The organism is Nocardia mexicana NBRC 108244, assembly GCF_001613165.1.
Lineage (GTDB): Bacteria > Actinomycetota > Actinomycetes > Mycobacteriales > Mycobacteriaceae > Nocardia > Nocardia mexicana.
On record NZ_BDBV01000044.1, the window covers coordinates 63,000 to 86,092 of the forward strand.

The 23,093-nt window shown below is 70.2% G+C and carries 15 protein-coding genes; 11 read left to right on the plus strand and 4 right to left on the minus strand.

Translation table 11 applies throughout. The annotated features are described in order from the left end of the window. Positions 1–73: 73 nt before the first annotated feature. Together NM1_RS17345 and NM1_RS17350 are read left to right on the plus strand one after the other, a co-directional pair. Entirely contained in the window at positions 74–1,450 is a 1,377-nt protein-coding gene (locus NM1_RS17345; RefSeq protein WP_084519726.1) for a cytochrome P450, read from the plus strand. Beyond that, positions 1,447–2,058, plus strand: a complete 612-nt coding sequence (locus tag NM1_RS17350; protein WP_068020752.1) for a TetR/AcrR family transcriptional regulator — start codon at positions 1,447–1,449, stop codon at positions 2,056–2,058. The genes NM1_RS17345 and NM1_RS17350 overlap by 4 nt, the downstream gene beginning before the upstream one ends. Here NM1_RS17350 and NM1_RS17355 read toward each other — a convergent pair. Then, complete coding sequence (locus tag NM1_RS17355) at positions 2,033–3,625, minus strand: acyl-CoA dehydrogenase family protein (protein WP_068020924.1); 1,593 nt, start codon at positions 3,623–3,625, stop codon at positions 2,033–2,035. The two genes, NM1_RS17350 and NM1_RS17355, sit on opposite strands and share 26 nt — an antisense overlap. 185 nt (positions 3,626–3,810) lie before the next feature. Between NM1_RS17355 and NM1_RS17360 the strand changes: the two genes are divergently transcribed. The 5 genes from NM1_RS17360 to NM1_RS17380 all read left to right on the plus strand — a co-directional run bounded on the left by NM1_RS17360 (position 3,811) and on the right by NM1_RS17380 (position 8,244). Beyond that, complete coding sequence (locus NM1_RS17360; protein ID WP_068020753.1) at positions 3,811–4,422, plus strand: TetR/AcrR family transcriptional regulator; 612 nt, start codon at positions 3,811–3,813, stop codon at positions 4,420–4,422. Between the two features lie 13 nt (positions 4,423–4,435). Continuing rightward, positions 4,436–5,290 carry an enoyl-CoA hydratase/isomerase family protein gene (locus tag NM1_RS17365; protein WP_068020754.1) on the plus strand — a complete coding sequence of 285 codons (855 nt, stop codon included), beginning with the start codon at positions 4,436–4,438 and terminating at the stop codon, positions 5,288–5,290. 116 nt (positions 5,291–5,406) lie between these two features. Then, positions 5,407–5,784, plus strand: a complete 378-nt coding sequence (locus NM1_RS17370) for a YciI family protein (RefSeq protein ID WP_246011010.1) — start codon at positions 5,407–5,409, stop codon at positions 5,782–5,784. Further along, positions 5,781–7,031 (plus strand): RNA polymerase sigma factor, encoded by a 1,251-nt coding sequence (locus NM1_RS17375; RefSeq protein ID WP_068020757.1) that lies wholly within the window; start codon positions 5,781–5,783, stop codon positions 7,029–7,031. The genes NM1_RS17370 and NM1_RS17375 overlap by 4 nt, the downstream gene beginning before the upstream one ends. A gap of 73 nt (positions 7,032–7,104) precedes the next feature. Further along, a complete protein-coding gene (locus tag NM1_RS17380; protein WP_068020758.1) occupies positions 7,105–8,244 on the plus strand; it encodes an erythromycin esterase family protein in 1,140 nt (379 codons plus the stop codon). Positions 8,245–8,266: 22 nt separating this feature from the next. Here NM1_RS17380 and NM1_RS17385 read toward each other — a convergent pair whose 3' ends face one another. The 3 genes from NM1_RS17385 to NM1_RS17395 all read right to left on the minus strand — a co-directional run bounded on the left by NM1_RS17385 (position 8,267) and on the right by NM1_RS17395 (position 11,059). Further along, on the minus strand, positions 8,267–9,184 hold the full coding sequence (locus NM1_RS17385; RefSeq protein WP_068020926.1) for a D-alanyl-D-alanine carboxypeptidase family protein: 918 nt from the start codon (positions 9,182–9,184) through the stop codon (positions 8,267–8,269). A 96-nt stretch (positions 9,185–9,280) separates the two neighbouring features. Beyond that, on the minus strand, positions 9,281–9,940 hold the full coding sequence (locus NM1_RS17390; RefSeq protein ID WP_068020759.1) for a class I SAM-dependent methyltransferase: 660 nt from the start codon (positions 9,938–9,940) through the stop codon (positions 9,281–9,283). A 24-nt stretch (positions 9,941–9,964) separates the two neighbouring features. Beyond that, positions 9,965–11,059 (minus strand): aldo/keto reductase, encoded by a 1,095-nt coding sequence (locus NM1_RS17395; RefSeq protein WP_068020760.1) that lies wholly within the window; start codon positions 11,057–11,059, stop codon positions 9,965–9,967. 140 nt (positions 11,060–11,199) lie between these two features. Here NM1_RS17395 and NM1_RS17400 point away from each other — a divergent pair, with 140 nt between their 5' ends. Genes NM1_RS17400 through NM1_RS17415 form a run of 4 tightly spaced genes read left to right on the plus strand, consistent with a single transcriptional unit; the run spans position 11,200 to position 23,089 of the window. Then, positions 11,200–14,760: a non-ribosomal peptide synthetase gene (locus tag NM1_RS17400; protein ID WP_246011012.1), complete on the plus strand. Its 3,561-nt coding sequence runs from the start codon at positions 11,200–11,202 to the stop codon at positions 14,758–14,760. Beyond that, positions 14,747–15,244, plus strand: a complete 498-nt coding sequence (locus NM1_RS17405; RefSeq protein WP_068020763.1) for an OsmC family protein — start codon at positions 14,747–14,749, stop codon at positions 15,242–15,244. Before NM1_RS17400 ends, NM1_RS17405 begins: the two co-directional genes overlap by 14 nt. Continuing rightward, entirely contained in the window at positions 15,241–22,344 is a 7,104-nt protein-coding gene (locus tag NM1_RS17410) for a type I polyketide synthase (RefSeq protein WP_068020765.1), read from the plus strand. The genes NM1_RS17405 and NM1_RS17410 overlap by 4 nt, the downstream gene beginning before the upstream one ends. Then, positions 22,337–23,089 (plus strand): class I SAM-dependent methyltransferase, encoded by a 753-nt coding sequence (locus NM1_RS17415; protein ID WP_068020766.1) that lies wholly within the window; start codon positions 22,337–22,339, stop codon positions 23,087–23,089. The genes NM1_RS17410 and NM1_RS17415 overlap by 8 nt, the downstream gene beginning before the upstream one ends. Positions 23,090–23,093: the final 4 nt, after the last annotated feature.

Sequence of the window (23,093 nt, forward strand, 5' to 3'; positions counted from 1 at the left end):
GGGCATTGACCTGTGAATCCGGATTCACGTAGGCTGTGAATCCGGATTCACAGCCTCGGCAGAGGAGATAACGATGCCCGTCACCACCGCCCTTCCGCCCGGACCGCGCCTGCCCGCCGCACTGCAATCCGCGCAGTGGCTGCTCGGCTCGACATCGCTGCTGGACCGATGTCACCGGCGGTACGGCGACATGTTCACGCTGAACCTGATCGCGAAGACGGCCGCCGGTCCCGGCGCCGACCCGAGCCACGGGCGGTGGGTCTTCCTCGCGAGGCCGGAGCACGTCAAGCAGGTGTTCACGGCCGATCCGGACGTGGTGCGGACCGGCGACACGAATCGGTTCCTGGAGCAGCTGGTCGGGCCGCGCTCGATCCTGGTGTCGGACGAGCCGGAGCATATGAGCGAGCGCAAGCTCCTGCTGCCGCCGTTGCACGGCGCCCACATCGACGGCTACGGTGCGCTGATGTCGGATATCGCCGCGGCGCAGATGCGGCGGTGGCCGACGGGGGAGCCCTTCGCGCTGTGGCCGCGCATGCAGGAGATCACGCTCGAGGTGATCGTCCGGGCCGTGTTCGGTATCTCGGAGCCGCGGCGACTCGACCACGTGACGCGCCTGCTGGCGCGGATGCTCAATCGCATGACGAATCCGCTCTGGCTCGCCCCGCACGCGGTGTTGGCGGCGTTGGTCGGCGGCCGTGGCCAGCAGCTGCCCGGATCGGCCCGGTCCCTCATCGACCCGGTCGACGACGTCATCCGGGAGGAGATCACCCACCGGCGCGGGGTCCGGGATATCGACCGCCGCAACGACATTCTGTCCCTGCTCATCCGATCCGAGTACTCCGACGGGACCCGGATGAGCGACGATCGACTGCGCGACGAGCTGATGACACTGCTCGTCGCCGGTCACGAGTCGACCGCCACCGCCCTGGCCTGGGCGTTCCAGCTGCTGCTGCACCATCCGGACAAGATCGCCCGCCTGCGTGCCGAATTCGACAGCGGTGCGGAGCAATACGCCGATGCCGTGGTCAAGGAGACGCTGCGCCTGCGGCCCGTGGTCCCGTTCGTGCTGCGCAATCTCGTCCGCCCGCTACAGATCGGCGATCGGGTATTGCCGGAGGGCACGTGGATCGCGCCGTGCGCCTACCTGATTCACCGGCGCGCCGACGTCTACCCGCAGCCGCTGAGCTTCCGCCCCGAGCGGTTCGAGGACCGGCCCGCCGGCGCCTACACCTGGACCCCGTTCGGCGGCGGCGTGCGCCGCTGCCTGGGGGCGAGTTTCGCCCAGCTCGAGATGCGCCGGGTGCTGCAGACCGTGCTGTCGCAGGCCGAACTCGAACCGGCGCGGCCCGATCCGGAGACGATCCGGGCGCGCTTCATCACCCTGGCACCCTCGCGCGGCGCGCGGGTGGTGCTGCGTCATCGCCGAACGACAGGAGTCGGAGCGAAGTGAATACCCGTGAGCGACTGTTGCGGTCGGCGGAGGAACTCATCGCCGAGGGCGGATACGCGACCGCGTCGGTCGGGGCGATAGCCGCGCGTTCGGGGTTGGCCGCCGGCGCGCTCTATCGCCACTTCCCTTCCAAGGCGGAGCTTTTCGTCGAGGTATTCCGCGGCATCGCCGAGCGCGAGCTGGCCGAGATGGAGTCCGCGGCACAACGGCATTCGGACTTCGGAGACCGCCTCGAGGCCGTCATACGCACCTATGCGACGAGCGCGTTCGATAATCGGCCGCTCGCGTGGGCGCTGGTCTACGAGCCGGTGGATCCCCTGGTCGACGCCGAACGGCTCGCCTACCGCCGCCGCTACCGCGACGGCATGGCCGAACTCCTGCGCGAGGGCATCGGCACCGGCGCGATTCGAGAACAGAACGCCGATCTCGCCGCGGCGGCTGTCGTCGGCGCGATCGCGGAGGCGCTGGTCGGGCCGCTCTCACCGATCTCCGGCGGCACCCCGGCGCAGGACGAGGTCGTGGCGGCGATTGTCGACATCTGCCGCGGCTCAGTCGGATTGGCGCCCAGCGTCGATGGCTCGCTCACAGTGGCGCGGCCCGATCGATGATCGCCTTCGCCGCGATGCCCTTCGGGAGTGTCCCGTAGGCGAGTCCGCGGTCCGCGCCCAGCCGCCCCGCGCAGTAGGCGTCGGCGACGGCGGGCACCGAAAAACGCACCAGCAGGGAGGCACTGAAGGCCGTGGCCAGATCCTCCACAACCTTTCTCGACGAGAACGCGGCGTCCTCGACCGACATCGATATCACCGCGCGGAGAAGGCTTTTCGTGCGGTCGAGGTGAGCGTCGAGGCGCGCGTCGCCGCCCCGGGCCAGTTCGCATTCGGCCAGGAACGCCTCGACCGCCTCCGGCTCGTCGGCCAGCACCCGGAGGATGTCCAGCGCGATGACGTTGCCCGAGCCCTCCCAGATCGGGTGCACCGCGGCATCGCGAACCAACCGTGGGAGGCCGGAGGATTCGCTGTAGCCGTTGCCGCCGAGGCACTGCATGGCCTCGGCGACGTGGCCGGTGACGCGCCCGCATCCGGCATATTCCTGGACCGTGGTGGCGAGGCGGCGCAGCGGCGAATCGTAGTCCTCGTAGGCCGCCGCCAGCCGCAGCGAAGTCGCTGTGGCGGACTCGGATTCGATCGCGAGGTCGGCCAGGACATTTTTCATCAGCGGCTGGTCGGCCAGCCGCGCACCGAACGCGCGGCGGTGCCGACAGTGGTGAATCGCGGCCACCACGGCGGCGCGCATCTCCGGCGCGACGGCCGGGCCGAGCCGGGCGTGACCGACATTGCGGACGAGCGCCGCCATGCCACGGCCGGGGCTGCCGACGAGTCGCCCACGGACACCGTGGAATTCGACCTCGGCGGTCGGCAGGGCGCGGGTGCCGAGCTTGTCCTTGAGGCGGAGTATCCGGAAGCCCGGCCCGCGTTCGACGAGGAAGCACGACAGCCCCGCATCGGTCCGGGCGAGGGTGAGGAACACGTCGGCCATGGGTGCGGAGACGAACCACTTGTGGCCCCACAGCTCATGGGTGCCGTCACCGGCGTCGACGGCACGCGTGGTCGTGCCGCGCAGATCGGAGCCGCCCTGCTTTTCGGTGAATGCCTGCCCGGCTACCGCGCCGCCCACGGGAGCGGTCAACCGCGGCACCCATTCGGCGGCCAGCTCGGGCGCGTAGGTCCGCAGCACGGGCACGGCGGCGAAGGTCATGATGAGCGGGCACATCACGCCCGTGTTCAGCTGCCCCCAGAGGTAGCCGAGCGCGTATCGCTCGGCGTGCGCCCCCGGGCCGGGATCGCGCCAGGCCAGCGATGAGACCCCGTGCGCCAGACCGGTTCTCAGCAGCCAGTGGAACGAGGGATCGCATTCGACCTCGTCGATACGCCGGCCGGAACCGTCGTGGGTGTGCAGGCGGGGCAAGTTCTGCTCGGCGCGGCGCGCATGCTGGCGGGCCTCGCCGGAACCCGCGATCCGCCCCAGTTCCGACACGCGCCCCGGATCCCGGCCGGGGGCGTGGCGCGCCAGGCCTTCCTGGAGCGCGAGGTCGGCCTCGAAGAGGTTGAACTCGGGCAGCGGCGGCGCCTGATTGCGCACCTCGTCGCCGGCGGGGTTCCTGATGATCATCGTCATGGTGGTCGCCACCTCGTCCCGTCACACCTGGTGAACTCAGCGTAGAAACCCACAGAAGTGATGTCAATTCAATTTTACTGCCAGTACTCGAGCTACTGGCAGATGGAATCCCTTTAGCTCCAGCGCTAGTTGCCTCCAAGTGGTGCAAAAAGTGAAGTAGGGTCAATTATTGCTATCCTTGCCGCATGACAGCACCGGCTCCCCCGAGCACCGCCAAGGGCAAGGCCACCTGGGCGCGTCTGGTCGCCTGCGCCCGCGCCGAGGCGATCAGAACCGGCGGCACCGTGGAGATCGCCCCCGTCGCCGAGGCCGCCGGTGTGGTGCCGAGCCTGGTCAACCGCTACTTCGGCAGCAAGGCGGGATTGGTGAGCGCCGTCGTCGACGACTTCTTCGACCGCCTGCACGCGCAGGTGCTGAACATCGACCTGGACAGCGCGGGCGACTGGGCCACCCACGAACGCCTGCGCCTGGAACAGGGCGTGCAGTTCCACTACGCGGACCCCTTCGCCGTGGTGCTCTACACGCAGCTGAGCCGCGACCCGCTGGTCGCCCGCACCGAGACCGAGCGCATCGAGATCGTCATCCAGCATGCCGCGCACAACATCCGGCGCGGCCAGCAACGTGGCGAGCTTCCGGCGCACATCGATCCGGAGTTCGCCGGTGCGGCGATGTTCGGAGCGATGCGCCAGGTCATGGTGGCCGCCATGCGCCGCCGGCGCCGCCCCCGCCCCGAACAACTGGTCGGCATGCTGTGGCCGCAGGTCGCCGCCGCGGTGGGGCTGAAACCCGAGATATGAACGGAGAGAACAGATGCCGGATCCGAACTACCGAGACCTGCGCTACGAACGCCGGGGCCCGGTCACGATCATCACCATCGACCGCCCGGAACGGATGAACGCCATCGGCCCGGACACCCACCGCGAGCTGATCGACGCCTGGACGCGATTCCGATTCGACGACGAGGCGCTCGTGGGCGTCCTCACGGGCGCGGGCGACCGGGCCTTCTGTGCGGGCGGCGACCTCCGGGCGGCGTATTCGGGGGAGCTGCTGGACACCTCGGATGCCGAACTGGCCGCGCACGACCGGGGCGAACGCCCGGGCGTGCTGGGCCCCAGCCGCTGGACCGATCTCTACAAGCCGACCATCGCCGCGATCAACGGCGTCGCCTACGCGGGCGGGCTGGAGTGGGCCTGCTGGACGGATCTGGCGATCGCCGACGCGCACGCGAGCTTCGGCGTCACCTGCCGCCGCTGGAACGTGGGCCTGGCCGACGGGGGCACCCAGCGCCTGACCCGGATCATCGGGTATCGGCGGGCCATGGACATGATCATCACCGGGCGCGTCGTCGACGCCCGGGAGGCGCTGAATTTCGGCCTCGTCAACGAGGTCGTCCCCACCGGAACCTGCCTGGAGCGGGCCGTCGAACTCGCCCACCGCATCGCCGAACTTCCGCAGCCCGCCCTGCGCAGCGACAAGGAGGCGGCCGCCCGCGGCTACGGCCGCCCCTTGGACGAGGGGCTGCGGATCGAAGCCCAATGCTTCAACCGCTCCCTGCGCTCCCCGGAAACCGAAGAGGGACTTCGCCGTTTCACCGAGCGCGACCACCCCGACCGGATTCCCGGAGCCCGCCCGCGCACGCCCGGCCTCGTCCGCTCCGCGGACTAGATCCCGCGCGGTCGGAACTGCTGCCGAAGACCCACGATCAGCGGGTTGTCGAGATACGGTCGGCTTATTCGTCATTCTCTACAGCCGACGGGTGAGTGGAGGACCTTGTGCAGTACATGTTGCTGATCTACAACTGCGAGCGGCCCGAACCGGACGATCCGGGTTTCGCCGAGGCGCTGGCGCGGGTGAACGCGTTCGCCGACGAGTGCCGTCGCCGCGGCGTCTTCGTCTCCGGGCACCCGCTGCAGGGGGAGCACACGGCCACGACGGTCAGCGTCCGGGGCGGCCGGACGCTGATCACCGACGGACCGTTCGCCGAGACGCACGAACATCTCGGCGGCGCCTACGTCCTCGACTGCCGCAGCCTGGACGAGGCGTTGGAGCTGGCCGCGCTGTGCCCGCTGGCGGAGGTGGGGTCGATCGAGGTGCGGCCCGTCGCCGGGGTGCCCGGGCTGGACCACCGTCCGGCGGATGTGGCGGCCGAGGGCGAATGACCGTCGCGCCGGTGCTGCAGCGGGTGTACGGCGAGCATCGGGTGCGGATGCTCGCCGCCCTGATCCGCGCGCTCGGTGACTTCGAACTCGCCGAGGATGCGCTGCAGGACGCCTGCGCGCTCGCGCTGCGCAAATGGGACACGGTGCCGGACGATCCGGTGGCGTGGCTGCTCACCGCGGCCCGCAGCAGCGCGATCGACCGGCTGCGGCGGGCCCGGCGCGGCCGGGAGAAACTGGTCGCGGCCGGTGACCGGTCCGAGGCGGTGACGACGATGGCCGACGTCGAGGACGACAGCCTGCTCCGTGCGGGTGACGAGCGGTTGAGCCTGATCTTCACCTGCTGCCATCCCGCGCTGTCCGAGGACGCCCGGATCGCCCTGACCCTGCAGGCGGTGGCCGGTCTGACCGCCGCGCAGATCGCCCGCATGTTCCTGGTCGGCGAACCGGCCCTGGCGCAGCGCCTGGTCCGCGCGAAACGCAAGATCCGCGACGCGGGCATCAGCCTGGAAGTCCCCGCCGACCACCTGCTGCCCGATCGGCTGTCCGGGGTGCTCACGGTCGTGTATCTGATCTTCACGCAGGGCTACACCTCCGCCCCCGAGCACGGTGCGCTGTGCGGCGAGGCGATCCGGCTCGCCGAACTGATCGCCACGCTGATGCCCGACGAACCCGAGACACTCGGACTGGTCGCACTGCTGCTGTTGCACGATTCGCGCCGGGCCGCCCGCTTCGATTCCGCCGGAGACGTTGTGCTGCTGGAGGATCAGGATCGCTCGCGCTGGGACGGCGCCGAGATCGCCGAGGCGGTCGGGGTGCTGGACCGGGCGCTGCGGCTGGGCCGGCCGGGGCCGTATCAGCTGCAGGCGGCGATCGCCGTCCTGCACGCGCAGGCGCCCGCGGCGGATCGGACGGACTGGGCGGGCATCGCCGCCCTCTACGCCCAGTTGCTCACGCTCGATCCTTCGCCCGTCGTGGCTCTGAATCACGCTGTGGCCGTGGCGATGTCGACCACTCCGGAGGAGGGGCTGGCACTGATCGACGGCATCGACGGCCTGGATCGCTACCACCTGCTGCACGCGGCGCGTGCCGACCTCCTGCGCCGTCTCGGCCGCACCGCGGCGGCGGCGACCGAATACCGGCGGGCGCACGAACTCGCCGCCGGTCCGGCGGACCGGCGGTTTCTCGCCCGGCGCCTGCTCGAACTCGACAGCGTGGAGAAGTACCGCGATCACGACGACCTTGTTTGAAGGTTTTCGACGGTAGTTCTCGGATACAGCGGTCGAAGTCTCACTCGAATCTTCAAGGATACGATTCAGGTACATGAGCCGAGATATTCGAGACTTCGCGACCCCTCCCTGCGCGCTGCTGGCACTGGGTGAGCCAGCGCACCCGACACAGGAACCGGCCTTCGGGCCGATACGAAACGAACTGTTCGCATCGCTTGCGGGACAAGGCTTTCGGTCCATCGCGCTGGAGACCGATCGGATCGCGGCGCTCGCGGTGAACGACTTCGTCCAGGGCGGCGCGGGCACCCTCGACGCGGCGATGAGCGAGGGTTTCTCGCACGGTTTCGGGGACCTGGAGGCCAACCGGGGGCTGGTCGCCTGGATGCGTGAGCACAACGAGGGCCGCCCCGCCGCGGAACGGCTGGCATTCCACGGCTTCGACGCTCCGACCGAGAACACCAGCGCGCCCAGCCCGCGGCGCTACCTCGAATTCGCCTGCGGCTACCTGGAACTCGGCCTCGATCTGGAGAGCCTGCTCGGCAGCGACGAACGGTGGAGCCGCGACGAGGCGATCCTGAATCCGGCGATGTCGATCGGCGACAGCCCCGAGGCGGCGCAACTGCGGGCGATCGCCGACGATCTGCTGACCTCGCTCTACATGCGCGCCCCCGAACTGATCGCGGCGACCTCGCGCGCCGACTGGCACCGGGCTCGCACCCATCTCACCGCCGCTCTCGGCCTGCTCGGGTACCACAGGCAGGCCGCCCAGCCGATCGAGGAGAGCGCCCGGGTATCCGGCCTCATGGGCACCCGGGACGCGCTGATGGCCCGGAACCTGCTGGACATCCGGGCCATCGAGGAGTGCCGCGGCCCGACGCTGGCCTTCGCGAATATCGCTCACCTGCACCGCAATCCGAGCAGTATGCGGATGGCGGGAATGGACGTCCGCTGGACGTCCGCGGGCGCCATCCTCGGCGCCCTGCTGGGTCGGCGATACACCGTCGTCGTGGGCAGCCTGGGCCGCAGCGAAGCCCTCGGACTCGGCGAGCCGGAACCCGGCACCTACGAGGGTTTCCTGCAGCGTCGCGGCGGCGCTTGGGGTCTGACGACAACCGCCGCGATCCCCGATGCGCGCACGCGAACCGACACCGGCCCGGGGCGGCCCTACGCCCCGCTGACCCCGGAAATCATCGGCGCTGCCGACGCCGTGCTGCACCTCCCCACGGCGGGGTGACGTTGCCGCGGAGTCGGTCCCGCTAGCTGATCGGCAGTGCGCCGAGGATCGGGCCGTAGCCCCAGTCCAGCAGGCGTCGGGCGTCGGCCGCGGTCGCGGTGTCGTCGTCCGGCGAGCTGTGCAGGACGACCCCGATCAGCGGGACCCCCGCGCGGACCGCCGCGAACAGCAGGCAGGTCCCCGCGGCGTCGGTGGATCCGGTCTTGATGCCCGTGGTGCCCCGGTAGTCCTGCAGCAGCAGGTTCGTCGTCTCCCAGACGTGGTCCCGATTGCCCGCGCCCGCGGGCACGTGGTAGCTCGGCAGCTTCACGATGTCGCGGAACACCGGATGGCTCATCGCGCGCATGCCGAGGGTCACCAGATCTGCCGCGGTGGAGTACGTGGAATGGCCGGTCGGGTAGGGCAGCCCACTGGCATCGCTGAAATGCGTTCCCGCCATACCCAACCGGCGCGCGGTGTCGTTCATCTTGGCGATGAACCCGTCCTGCCCGGGACCGTACGACTCGGCGAGAGCGTAGGCGGCATCGCAGCCGGACGGGAGCAGCATCGCATACAGCAACTGCCGCGCGGTGAGCACTTCGCCGGGGACCAGATCCGCCGTGCTGGCCCCGAATTTGTTGTCGTAGGCGATGATTCCCTGCGGCACCGTGACGGGCCGTTCGAGGTCCCCGGCGTCGAGCACGACCAGCGCCGTCATCACCTTCGCGATGCTCGCTATCGGCACCGGTGTATTCAACTCCCGCGACCACCGCACCGTCCCGGTGACCCCGTCCGCCAGGGCCGCGGCCGTCGCCTGCACCCCCTCCGGCTCGGAGAACGGCCACGGGGCCGACTGGCTGTGCGAGCCGACCGGTGCGGGGGCGGCCACGGCGGCATGACCGGCCGTCACTGTCAGCACCCCGGCAATAACCGATTGCAACAATCGGGCAAATGTCCGCATCGCCACATTGTGCCGCTATATCCGGCATATCAGCCGGATTTCGACGCCGCAAAACTGGCGATCGGCTATTACTGGGCGTATTGGGCGGGTGAAATGCTACCCACCCCTCGCCGGGGCGGGGGCTGCGCCGTCGGTCGGCAGCCGGGGTCGTGTGGCGGTGGCCAGTTGAAAGCCCTTGCCGGAGCGCGTGACCCGGGTGCCGGTGAAGCCGGCCGCGTCGAGGAGGGACCGGAGTTCTTCGTCGGTGTGCAGGTGCATGCGACGGGCTACCGGAGGTGGGGCGAGGGATGCGGGCGGGTTCGGGGCGAGGGTGTGGACGACGAGGCGACCGGACGGGGCCAGCACGCGGTGCAGTTCGGCGAGGGCTGCCCCCGCGTCGAGGAAGAACAGCGCGTTCATCAGCGCCGCCGCGGTGAAGGTGCCGTCGGGCAGCGGCAGGTGTTCGGCAGGGGACCGCACCACGGTCAGGGTGCCGGTGCGCACCGCGTCGGCGTTGTTGCGTTCGGTCAAGGTGACCATGTCGGCACTGTGGTCCACGGCGGTCGCGCGGCAGCCGGAGGCGAGCGCCCAGTTGACGAAAGTGCCGCCTCCGCAGCCTATTTCGAGCAGGTTGTCTTCGGGTCGCAGCTCCAGTGCCCCGAGTGTCTCGCGGAAGATGTCGTGGTGGGCCTTCATATCGCGCCACCAGAACCGGGCGATGGGCCCGCGAGGCTGCTTCAGCAGATGTTCGGTGAACAGGTCGGCGATGCCTGTCATCGCCCACTTCCTTTCTGTCATGGCTCAGCGCAGGATCCGGGTATCGCCGAATACCGCGCTGCGGGCCGCCGGGCGGTCGAGGAAGTCGTGCGGGTAGCCGAGGTCCACCGCCGAGGCGTCGTGCAGCCGGCGCAGGTGGTCGTCGTCGAATTCCAGGTCGAGGGCGCCCAGGTTGTCCTCGAGTTGCCCGAGTGTCCGGGCGCCGAGAAGCGGGGCGGTCACCGCCGGATTCCGGAGCGTCCACGCGAGCGCGACCTGCGCCGGGGTGCGGCCGAGTTGGTCGGCGACATCGGTCACCACGTCGGCGATGGCGAGGCCGCGGTCGGTCAGCGAATCGTTGGCGATGGCGAGGTTGCGCCGCGACCCGACCCGGCAGGCATCGGTGTCGCCGGTGAGGTCGGCACGACCGTACTTGCCGGTGAGTACGCCGCTCGCGAGTGGTGACCAGGGGATCACGCCGAGGCCGAGTTCGCTTGCCATGGGGACGAGTTCGCGCTCGGCGGTGCGTTCCAGCAGGTTGTATTCGATCTGCAGGGCCACCAGGGGAGACCAGCCGCGCAGGTCGGCGATCGTCTGCATGCGGGCGATCTGCCAGGCGGGGGTGTTCGAGATCCCCACGTACAGCACCTTGCCCGCGCGCACCAGGTCGTCGAGGCCCCGCAGGATCTCCTCGACCGGGGTCAGGCCGTCCCACATGTGCACGTAGAGCAGATCCAGATAGTCGGTGCGCAGCCGACGCAGGCTCGATTCGACCGATGCGACCAGGCTCTTGCGGTGGTTGCCTCCGGAGTTCGGATCGGTCAGGCGCTGTGTTCCGGTGTATTTCGTTGCCAGGACCAGGCTTTCGCGGATCGGCGCCGCGAACTCACCCAGCCATTCCTCGGAGGTGCCCGCTGTGTAGCGGTTCGCGGTGTCGAAGAAGTTGCCGCCGCGGGTGACGTAGGCATCGAAGACCGCCCGCGCCTCCTCCTTGTCCGAACCCCAGCCCCATTCGGTGCCGAAGGTCATCGTGCCCAGCGCCAGCGGCGATACCCGCAGCCCGGACCGGCCGAGCAGCCGGTAGCTGTCGAGCGCGCCCCCTTGCCACGTCGACGGCCGTGATCGCTGTTCTGCCAACATCTTTCGCCCTCTCCGGCAGTGCGTCAGGTGGCTCGCATCGCCACCCGTGGGAAATTGCTAATGAAAGTCGTTTTCATTAATGTAGCCGTGTCGGTTTCCCCTAGCAAGGGCTGGAGATAGTGGCAGCAACGGCAGACGAGGTGCGTCGATGTATCGGGACGGTCCTCGGTGTACAGGCAGACGATATCGATCCCGATCGCCGCTTACAGGAAATGGGAATGGACTCGTTCCTCGCGGTGCGGCTGCATCTGCGGCTGGCCGAGCGCACCGGGGTGCGAGTGCCGCTGGAGGCATTCGTGGGCGCCACTCTCGACTCGCTGATCGCCGAGGTCGACGAGCGTGCCGAGGGTCGTGCCGACGAGAAGCCGACCGGTACGGCAGCGGTCACCTCGGACGCGGCCGTGGTCGTCGAGGCGGAGCTGACGCCCATCCAGGCCTCGTACTGGGTCGGGCGTGATCCGGACCTGCCGCTGGGTGGCGTCTCGACCCACTACTACTTCGAATTCGACCGCGGCCCAGCGGTATTCGTGACCGATGATCCGGTGGCGGAGGTGGCCGCGCTGGAGACGGCATGGAACCGGCTGGTCGACCACCACGACATGCTGCGCGCGACCATCACCGCGGACGGCAGACAGCGGGTCGAACCGCCGGGCCCGCGTTACCGTCTCGGCGTCACGGACCTGCGCGACCGGCCCGCGGATGTCGAACCGGTACTGGGGGAATTGCGCGGGGAGAAGTCGCATCAGGTGCGCGACACCACGGTCTGGCCGCTGTTCGATATCCACGTCGCGCTGCTGCCGTCCGGCGACCTGCGGGTGTTCGTGGGATTCGACATCATCGTGCTGGACATGGCGGGCTGGATCCTGTTGATGCGGCAGTGGGGCGCGCTCGTCGCCGATCCGGGTCGGCAGCTGCCTCCGGTGACGTCGTCTTTCCTGCGAATTCTCGACGAGCGCAGGGACTCGGACTCCCGGCGGCGCGACCGCGACTACTGGCGGAGCCGGGCCGCCGCCCTGCCACCCGGGCCCGCCCTTCCCTACGCCGTGGCGCCGGAACGGGTGCACCGCCCGCACTTCCGCAGGCATTCGGCGCGGCTCGAGCCCGCCGAGTGGGCGGCGCTCACCGGCCGGGCCGCGGAGCGCGGCCTGAGCCCGACGGCGGTCCTGCTGGCCGCGTTCTCGCTGACCCTGAACCGGTGGGGCGCGACCGCACCGTTCTGCCTGAACACGACGCTGTTCGATCGTCCCGGCGCCGGTGAGAACGACGGTGTCGTAGGCGATTTCAGCACCACGGCACTGGTGGAGCTGCCCGTCGTGGACCTGCGGTCATGGCAGGGATTCACCGATTTCGCGACGCGGGTCAACGCCCGGTTCTGGGCCGATCTCGAGCATCGCTCCTACAGCGGTGTGGAGGTGCAGCGGATGCAGACCGCCGATCTGACGCCGCGGTATCCGGTGGTGTTCACCAGCGGAGTGGGCCTGGGTCAGGCCGCGGGCGCGGCGGCGGGCTGGCTGGGCGACGAGGTGTTCGGTGTATCGCAGACCCCGCAGGTGGTGCTCGACCACATCGTGTGGGACGAGGACGGCGCCCTGCGGATCGCCTGGGACGCGGTCGAGGAGGTGCTCCCGGATGCGCTGGTCGAGGAGATGCTGACGGCCTATGCGCGGGTCTTGCGGCGTCTCGCGGCGAGCGATACCGCCTGGGAGGCTGTCGATCTCGGGTGGAACCCGGCATTCGAGGAAGTGTCGCAGCTAGCGGGGGACACCGCGTGCGGGCCTTTGCTCACCGATCCGCAGCGGCGGGCCGCGCGGTCGTTTCCGGACCGGCAGGCCGTATTCGGGACCGCGGGCGGTTACACCCATGCGGAGTTGCTGACTCGATCGAGAGCGGTTGCCGCGCAGCTGGTCTCGGCTGGTGTGGCCGCCGGGGACCGGGTGGCGGTGGTGGCGCCGAAGTCGCCGGAGCAGATAGCCGCCGTCTACGCCGTGATCTGTGCGGGTGCGTCGTTCGTGCCGATCGAGCCGGACTGGCCGCCGCAGCGAATCGCGTCGGTGTGTGCCCGCGCGGAGATCACGCATGCGCTCGTCTCGCGTGACGTTCCGGATCGGTTGCCGCACAGCGTCGCCGCACTTCCTCTCGACGACGACTCGACCGGTTCCGCCGCAGCGGACGCGGTCACCGATCCGGCGGCCGACGATCTGGCCTACATAATCTTCACCTCCGGCTCGACGGGGGAGCCGAAAGGCGTGGCCATAGAACACCGCGCCGCGCGCACCACGATCGACGACATCAACGATCGGTTCGGCATCGGTCCGGACGACCGGGTGCTGGCATTGTCGGCGCTGAGCTTCGACCTGTCGGTGTACGACATCTTCGGCGTTCTCGGTGTCGGGGGTGCGCTGGTACTGCCCGATGCCGAGCGACTGCGCGATCCGGGACACTGGTGCGAGCTGATCGCCGAACACGGTGTGACGGTGTGGAATACGGCGCCCGCGGTGGCGGAAATGCTGGTCGAATACGCCGAGGCCGACCCCGCCGCCGCGGCCGGGCTGCGATCGCTGCGGGTGATGCTGCTGTCCGGGGACTGGATTCCGATCTCCCTGCCGGGCCGCCTGCGCGCCGTAATCGGCGACGACGTCCGGGTGATCAGCCTCGGCGGTGCGACCGAGGCGGCCATCTGGTCGATCTGCCATCCGATCGATCGGGTGCCGCCGGACTGGACGAGCATTCCGTACGGGCGGGCGCTGCGTGACCAGTTCTTCCTGATCCTCGATGACGACGGGCGACCGTGCCCGGTCGGGACCCCCGGCGAACTGCATATCGGTGGCGCGGGGCTGGCCCGCGGCTACGTCGGCGACGCGGCGCAGACCGCGCAGCGGTTCGTGCACGACGACGTGATCGGCGAACGGCTGTATCGCACGGGCGATCTGGGCCGGTGGCGGCCCGATGGAACCATCGAGTTCCTCGGCCGAGTCGACCGTCAGGTGAAGATCCGAGGGCACCGGATCGAACTCGGCGAGATCGACGCGGTGATGACCCGGCTGCCGGGCGTGCGCCGGTGCGTGGCCGCCGCGGTACCCGGTGCCGACGACCGTCCGCAGCTGGTCGCGTACCTCGTTTCGGACGCCGACGAGCCGGATCCGAACACCTTGGCGGCCCACGCGGCCCGGCATCTCCCGCACTACATGGTGCCCGCGCACTGGGTCGGAATGGACGCCATACCGCTGACCGCCAATGGCAAGGTGAACCTGTCCGAATTGCCGAACCCGCTGCGCCGCAGTGGGATCGGGCGGTCGACGCCTGTAGCGCCCGCGACAATCGAGGCCGAGAAGGTCGCCGATGCGCCGACCGTCGACGATGTGGAACCACCGGCCGACCTCGAGCAGGCCGTCGCCGCGGTCTTCACCGAACTGCTCGGCCCCGGCGCGGATCCGGCCACACCCTTTCACGACCTGGGCGCGACCTCGCTGACGCTGGTTCGTGCGCACCGCCGGCTGCGGCACCTGGCGCCGGACCTCACCGTCCCGGATATGTTCCGGCACGGGTCGATTCGCCGGGTGGCCGCCTGGATAGCGGTGCAGACCGGCCGATCCCGCCCCATGGACGCGGCTGTGATGCGGCATCGGATCGATCTCGCCGCGGCCACCGAGCGCGGCCGGCAGCGCCGCATGCAGAAGGCGGGGCAGCATGTCGTTCGGTGACATCGTGCAGCAGATCGCGGCGACGCTGCGGCGCCGGACCGACAGCACGCAGCGCTTCGCGGCGCATGCCGAGCACCGTGCGGGAACGCCCACCGAGATGACGGTTCGGATCAACGGGCACACCCTGGTGGTCGACGAGCCGGTCACGGCGGGCGGCGGTGATGGCGGACCGGACCCGATCGGGCTCGCCCTCGCGGCCCTCGGCGCCTGTCAACTGGCGACGTATCGGTTCCACGCCGCCCGGCTGGGTGTCGAGATGACCTCTCTGACAGTGGATGTCGAAGCGTCGTTGGATATGGGCCCGGTCTTCGGCATCGATCGACCGGCACAGCCGGGCGCGGTCCGCATGCGTGTGCGCGTGGGTGGCCCGCAGGATCCGGACCGCTATCGGGAACTGCAGCGGCTGGTCGAGTCCTCGTGTCCCGTGCTGGGGCTCATGCAGGAAAAGACCTCGGTAGCAACAGAATTGGAGATCACCGCATGAGTCGGCAGCCTGAGGACGAGAACGCCGTCGCGATCGTGGGCATGGCATGCCGGTTTCCGGGGGCGCCGGACCTGGCCGCGTTCTGGGAACTGGTCGCCTCCGGCCGTGAGGGACTGACCCGGTTCACCGACGACGAGCTTGCCGCGCGCGGCGTTCCGGAGTCGTTGCGCCGCAAGCGCAACTACGTGCCCGTCGGCGCATTCATCGACGGTCAGGATCGCTTCGACCCCGGCCATTTCGGGATCACCCCGCAGGACGCGGCGCTGCTCGATCCGCAGCTGCGACTGCTGCTGGAATGCGCGTGGAACGCTCTGGGCGATTCCGGACACGGCGGCGGCGCCGAGCTGGGCCAGGTCGGTGTGTTCACCGGGGCGTCGCACAGCGGGTACTACGACACCAATCTCGCGGCATATCGGCAAGCCGCCGACCGCGATCCGATGGGCCTGCTCCAGGCACAGCTGGGCGCGTTCACCGACTACTTCCCCCAGCAACTCGCCTACCGGCTCGACCTCACCGGCCCGGCGGTGGCCGTGCAGGCCACGTGTGCCACCTCGCTGGTCGCCGTGCACACCGCCGCGCAGTCGCTGCTGTCGGGCGAATGCGATGCGGCGCTCGCGGGCGGGGTGTCGCTGATCGTGCCGCAGGGCCGTGGCTACCTGCATATTCCCGACTCGATCTTTTCCGCAGACGGGCACACCCGCGCATTCGGTGCGCACGCCTCGGGCATGGTGCACAGCCAGGGCGTGGGGGTGGTGGTGCTGCGCCGCCTGGCGGAGGCCGTCGCCGACGGCGACCCGATCTACGCGGTCGTACGAGGCAGCGCCGTGAACCACGACGGCGCCGGGAAGGCCGGATTCACCGCGCCGTCGGCAACGGGGCAGGCGCGGGTCGTCGCCGAGGCCCTGGCCGCCGCCGGTGTGGATGCCGACGCGGTCGATCTGGTCGAGGCACACGGCACCGCGACGGCCCTGGGCGATCAGATCGAACTGTCCGCGCTGGCTGCGGTATTCGCCGATCGGACGGTCGCGGAACCGATCGCGATCGGTTCGGTGAAGAGCAATATCGGCCACACCAATTCCGCCGCCGGTATCGCCGCCTTGATCAAAACCGCGCTGGCACTGCATCATCGGCGAATTCCCGCGACGCTGCACGCCGACCCCTTGCACCCCGAACTGGCCGACTACAGCGGCCTTTTCGAGATCTCGGGCAGGACACGGAGCTGGCCCGAGCGCGGGGGAGCGCGTATCGCCGGGGTCAGCTCGTTCGGAATCGGCGGAACGAACTGCCATGTGGTCGTTCAGCAGGCGCCCGACGCCGTGCCGCCCGGCGAGCCTGACGGTCGCGCACAATTGCTGCTGGTCTCCGGGGCCGCCGAGCGCAGCTGTAAGGCGCAGCTCGATCACCTGACGATCGACGACCGCACGCGCGCCGACCACGCCGCCACGGTGTTGCGCGGCAGACATCGTGAGTCCGGCTGGCGGAGCGCGGCGGTGCTTGCGGAGAACTCCGCGTCGCCGCGCCCGGTGGCGTCGCGGCAGGTGCCCTCGCGTCGCCCGGATATCGTCTTCGCGTTTCCCGGTGCGGGCGCGCAGTATTCGCGCATGGGCGCCGGTCTGTACCGCGACGAACCGCGGTTCACCGCCGTGGTCGACGACTGCGCAACGGCGCTGAAACCCCTGCTGAACTACGACATTCGTGACATCGTCACCGGCGCGGCGGCGGACCGCGACGCCGACGACGTGCGCTTCGGCCAACCGGCCCTGTTCGCGGTGTCGGTGGCCACCGCGATGACCCTGCGCCACATGGGAATCGAGCCGGACGGGGTGCTGGGGCACAGTCTCGGTGAGTACGGCGCCGCCGTACTCGCGGGCATGCTGAGCCTCGGCGACGCGGCGCGACTGGTCGCCGTGCGCTCCCTCGCGCTCGCCGAGGCGGCACCCGGCGCCATGCTCGCCGTGGCGCTCGGCGAGCCCGAACTCACCGACCTGCTGTCCGCTCACCCGGAGGTGACGATCGCCGCGGTGAACGCGCCCGATGCCTGCGTCGCCTCCGGTCCCGCGCCGGCCATCGGCGACCTCGCGGCCACCCTCGCCCGCACGGGAATTCACGCCACGCGATTGCGAATCGAAGCGGCCCTGCATTCTCCGGCCGTCGAGACAGCCGCGCCGCATCTGGTCGAGGCCACCGCGGGGGTGACGCACGGACCGGCCACGATGCCGCTGTTCAGCACGCTCACCGGCCGGGAGACACGGTCGCTCGAACCGGATCACTGGGTGCGGCACCTGCGCGAGCCCGTGCGGTACGCCGCCGCGGTCCGCGCCGCCGCCGGGTCTCGCCCGACCATCATCGTGCAGGTAGGGCCCGGCACCGAGCTTGCGGCGCTGGCTCGCCGCAACGCACCGGCGGGACTGACCGCCGCGTTGACCACCCTGCCCGAGGCCGACGAGATCATGGCGCTGCCCATCGAGTCGCCGGTGCCCGACCGGGCCGTCCTGCTGACGGCCGTGGGCGAACTGTGGTGCGCGGGTGCGACCGTGGACCCCACGGCGTTGCACCGCGCCCGCCGCCGGGTCCGGCTGCCGAACTATCCCTTCCAGCGACGTCGCCTGTGGATCGATCCGCCGATCGGCTCGGACACGGAAAGCCCTGCGCCCCAGCGCTTCGCATCCGGGACGTCGCCGGACGACCGTGCGGCCGATGGACAGCTCGGTGACGAGCAGATCGTGGCGAGGTTGTGGACGGACCTGCTGGGGCTCGAGGTGGCCGACGGCGAGGCGGACTTCTTCGCGCTCGGCGGCAATTCGATGCTCGCGACGCGGATGCTGGATCTGCTCAACGACCGGTACGGCGCCGAGATCCGGCTGCGGGAGCTGCTGGCCGACTCCACGGTGTCGGCCTTCGCCCGGCTGCTGTCGGAACGCCGCGGCCCGGCACCGGGTCCGTCGACAGTCGCGATCGAACCGGCTGCCGCGACCCGCGATCCCTCGGACACGGCGCGATCCGACAACGCCGCCGCCGACCCGTTCCCGCTGACCCGCGTGCAGCACGCGTATTGGGTGGGGCGCTCCGGTGCGTTCGGGCTCAGCGACGTGTCGTGCCATATCTATCTCGAATACGACTGCGACAGTCTCGATCTCGACCGCTACCAGAACGCGTGGAATCGGGTGATCGATCGGCACGACATGCTGCGGGCGGTGATCACCGACGACGGCCGCAACCAGGTTCTGGCCGAGGTGCCGGAGTATCGGATCCGCCGTCACGATCTGGCGGGGATCCCGGAACAGGAACGGGAGGAGAAGCTGACCGACCTGCGCCGCCGGCTTTCCCACCGGGTGCACCGGCCGGATCGGTGGCCGCTGTTCGATGTGCGCGTCGCGACGCTCGACGACACGACCACCCGGGTGTTCTTCGGCATCGATGCGCTGATCTGCGACGCCGCCAGCTTCCTGATCCTCGACCGCGATCTGCGCCGGTTCTACCGCGACCCCGGCGCCGAGCTCCCGCGGATCGACACGGGATTCGCCGACTATGTCGGCCACCTCGCCACCCGTGCCGACACACCGGAAAGGCAACGGGCCGTCGACTATTGGCGGCAGCGCCTCGACACCATCCCCGGTCCTCCGGCCCTGCCGACGCGCACCCGCACCCAGACGCGCCCGTGGTTCGGCCGCCGCAGCGACCGCCTGTCGCCCGAGGAGTGGTCGGCACTTCGGCGCGCGTGCGCCGCGCACGGGGTGACGCCCTCGGCGGTACTGCTGACCGCCTATGCCGACGTGCTCGCGGCCTGGTCGGGGGACGAGCGATTCTCGGTCATGCTCACCCTGGTCGACAGGCCGGTCGCCCTGCCCGGAATATCGGACGTGGTCGGGGATTTCACCACCCTGCTGGCTCATGAGGTGGACCAGGCCGGAGGCTCCTTCGCCGAGCGCGTGGTCCGAACGCAGCAGCGACTGTTCGACGACATCGATCACCGCGGCTACTCGGCGCTGGAGATGCTGGCCGAGAAGTCCACCGAAACCGGTGAGCGGCAACTGCTTCCGGTGGTGTTCACCAGCGCGCTCGACGTCGGTGGGCTGGTAGCCGACGATACCGACCTGGAGTGGGCGGGCCCGATCGTGCACGGCGTCAGCCAGACCCCGCAGGTCTGGCTGGACCACCAGGCGTTCGTGCACGCCGGAGCGCTGCAATTGCAGTGGGACGTACTGGAAACCGTGCTCGATCCCGACGACGCCGATACGGCCTTCGCCGCCTACCTGTCGTGGCTGCGTCTGCTCGTCGACGATCCGGAGGTCTGGACGGCGCCGGAGGCCCGGCCGCGCCTGGCGGACGGCGGCGCGGATATCGCCGCGACGGTGACCGCGATCTGGACTCAGGTCCTCGGCGTCGAATCGAGGGCCGTGCGGGGGGATTCGACATTCGTCGGGCTCGGCGGCGACTCGGTGCTGGCCGTCCGGATGGCGACCATGGTGCGCGGGCGGCTCGGCGTCGCGGTGCCCGTGGTCGACCTGGTCGGCGACCAGACCCTGGCGCAGCTGGTGGCGTTCATCACCGAGCGACGGTCCGAAGGCGCCACGGCCGGAATCGAACTCGCGCACCAGGACGATCCGGCGGCGCCGTTCGCGCTCACGCCGCTACAGCAGGCGTACTGGGTCGGACAGCAGCACGGCTGGGCGCTGAGCTACGACTCCGCCCACATGTATGTCGATTTCCGGCTGGCCGGGGTCGATCCGGAGGATGTCGCGGACGCGATCCGCTGGCAGGTGCGGCGGCAGCCCATGCTGCGCGCGATCTTCCTGCCCGACGGCTCCCAGCAGGTCCTGCCGGACGACGATCCGCGCCTGGCCACGCTGCCGCTGACCGAAATCGACCTGCGCGCCGCGAGTGTCGACGAGATCGCGGCGGCGCGTGCCGAAACCCGCACGCGGATGCAGCATTCCGGGCCCGACATGAATCCGTGGCCGTTCCGAATCACCGCCCTGCGCCTGCCGGGCGACGAACTGAGCCTGCACATCGTCAGCAGCCTGCTGGTCGCCGACGGCTGGTCGGTGCAGCTGATGTTCACCGAGCTGTTCACCCGGCTCGACGACCCGAACGTCGTCTTACCGCCGCTCACGGCGCATTTCGGCGACTACGTCGAAACCGTGCAGCGGCAACGGCGGGAACCGGAGTGGCAGGCTCAGCGCGACTGGTGGTGGGAGCGGCTCGACGAGCTGCCCACCGCCCCCAGGCTGCCGTTCACCATGCCGGTCGAACAGGCCCGCCCGGACGACCTGGAGCGACGAGAACTGTGGGTCACGGGCGAGCAGATGGCGGTGCTGCGCGAGCGCTGCACCCAGTACGGCATCACGCCGACGACCGCCTTCGCCACGTGCTATGCCATCGCCTTGGCGAGGCTGGCCGGGCACCGCCGATTCCTGCTGAATGTGCTGTATCTCAACCGATTGCACCTGCCCCGCGACCTGGACCACGCGATCGGCCCCTACGCCGGAACGGTGTTGCTCGACGTCGACCTGCCCGCCGGGGCGAGTTTCGCCGCGGCGGCTCGGCAGATGCAGGACGCCACCGCCCGCATGCTCGACCACGGGCAGGTCACGGGCGTGGAGATCGTGCGAGAGCTCGGGCGTCGGCGCCGCGACACCGCGCCGCAGGCGCCGGTCGTCTTCCACAGCACCCTGGGGCTGCACCCGCCGGGCGGTACCCCCGAATCGGTGCGGGTGCGCGACTTCTATCAGCGCGTGCGCACGCCGCAGGTGGCGCTGGATATGCAGGTGTTCCAATGGGATTGGGACGACGCGGTCGTGGTGAACCTGGACGCGGTGGCGGAGCTGTTCGCTACCGGTGTTCTCGACGAACTGTTCGGCGCCATCGGCGCCGAGATCACCGCGCTCGTCGAACATGCCGAAGCCTGGTCGGCCACAGTGGAACTGCCGTCCGCGGGACGAGCGGCCGCGGACCCGGGGGAACGGCGGGCCGAGTCGGTGCCCAGCGGGCCACCGGCAGACGACACCGAGCTCGGTATTGCCGAGATGTGGGTGCGACTGCTCGACTTGGATTGTGACGCAGCGGGTATCGACCGCGCTGCCGACTTCTTCGCCCTCGGCGGTGATTCGGTGCTGGCCATCCGCATGCTCAACCGGCTGCGCGCGGATCTCGGGCTGGCCGTCACGCCGCGCGACTTCCTGGCCGACCCGACGCTCGCGGCCACCGCCGCGGTCGCGCGCACGGTCGCCGCGCCGCCACCCGCGGACTGCGCGGTGCCCCTGCGCGACGGCACCGGGCTGCCACTGTTCCTGGTGCATCCCACCGGCGGCGACGTGCTCTGCTACGTCGATCTGGCCAGGAAGCTGGATACGGGGCGCCCGGTGATCGGCCTGCAGGACCCTGCCCTGGCCGGCGCGGCCGGACCGGAGACCGTCGCGGAGCTGGCGCGGACCTACGAGGCCGTGCTGCGGGCGCACCAGCCCGCGGGTCCGTATCTGCTGGGCGGCTGGTCGATGGGCGGCATCATCGCCCACGAGCTGGCCCGTCGGCTCCGCGCGGCTGGAGACGTGGTGTCGCTGCTCGTCCTCGTCGACGCCAATATCGCGGACCGGATTCGGCACTCCGAGACGGGCTTCTGGTCGCGGTATCTCGGTTCGCTGGAGGCATTTCTCGACATCGATCTCGCGTCCACGAGCCTGGCCGAGGGCCTCGAGCAGCGATCCGAGTCCGAGCAGCACGCCGAGATCGACCGCCGCCTCGCCACGGCGGGACTGGCGGGCCGCGACGGCACGGCACAGCGGTTGCGGGAGAGCATCTTCCGGCGTCACCTGCGGGCGCTCGGCGACCACGTCACCGGCGTCCTCGACGGGGACGGGCTCGAAACCCTCGTCGTGCGCGCCGAATTCCCCGCGCCACGGAACTCCGGTGTCGGGATGGGCGTCGACGACTGCGCCGATCTGCCGGATCTCGGCTGGGGCACCCACACCAAAGGCCACCTCGACCTGCATACCGCCGCGGGCCACCATTACGCGCTGCTCCGGGAACCGGCCGTCGACACCGTCGCCGATCTGGTGTCACAGGCACTGGCGCGCGCGGAGAACGGGGGGCGCGATGACTGACGGTTCCGGTGCGGATTCCTACGCGGCGGCCGCGGAATTCTACGATCTGATGGCGACACCCTATGTGGCGCAGCTCGATCCGATCCTGTCGGCGATGCTGGCCCAGACCGACACCACCGCCGGTCCCGTTGTCGACATCGGCGCGGGTACCGGGTTGTCGACCATGCTGATCGCCGACGCCCTCCCGGACGCGGAGATCGTCGCGGTCGAACCGGCCCCGGCCATGCGCGCGGTGCTGGTCTCGCGGCTCGCCGCGCGCCGCGATCTGCGGGATCGAATCACCGTGCTGCCCACCGGATTTCTCGACACCGAGCTGCCGTCGCGGTGTGCGTCGGTGGTGGCGCTGGGCGTGATCGGGCATTTCGATCCGCGCTCGCGGCCGCGCGTGTGGACGACCATCGCGGGCGCGCTCGCGCCCGGGGCCGATGCCGTCGTCGAGGTCCAGCGACCCGGACGGGTCACCGCGGACCCCGAGCGCCGCTACACCCGCACCCGGGCGGGGGCACTGCAGTACGAGGGCTGGAGCCGCGCGGACCCGGTCGACGACGAGTCGCTGGTGTGGCGGATGACCTATCGCAGCTATCGAGACGATCGGCTGCTGCAGGAGGCGATCACCGAGCACCGCGTCTGGCCCGTCGGCGCCGATCGGCTCGACGCCGAAGCACGGGCCGCCGGTCTGCGATTGGCCGCCACGGACGCCGGGACGGGCCTGCTGCGGTTCACCAAACAAGAGCTCCGACGATGACCGC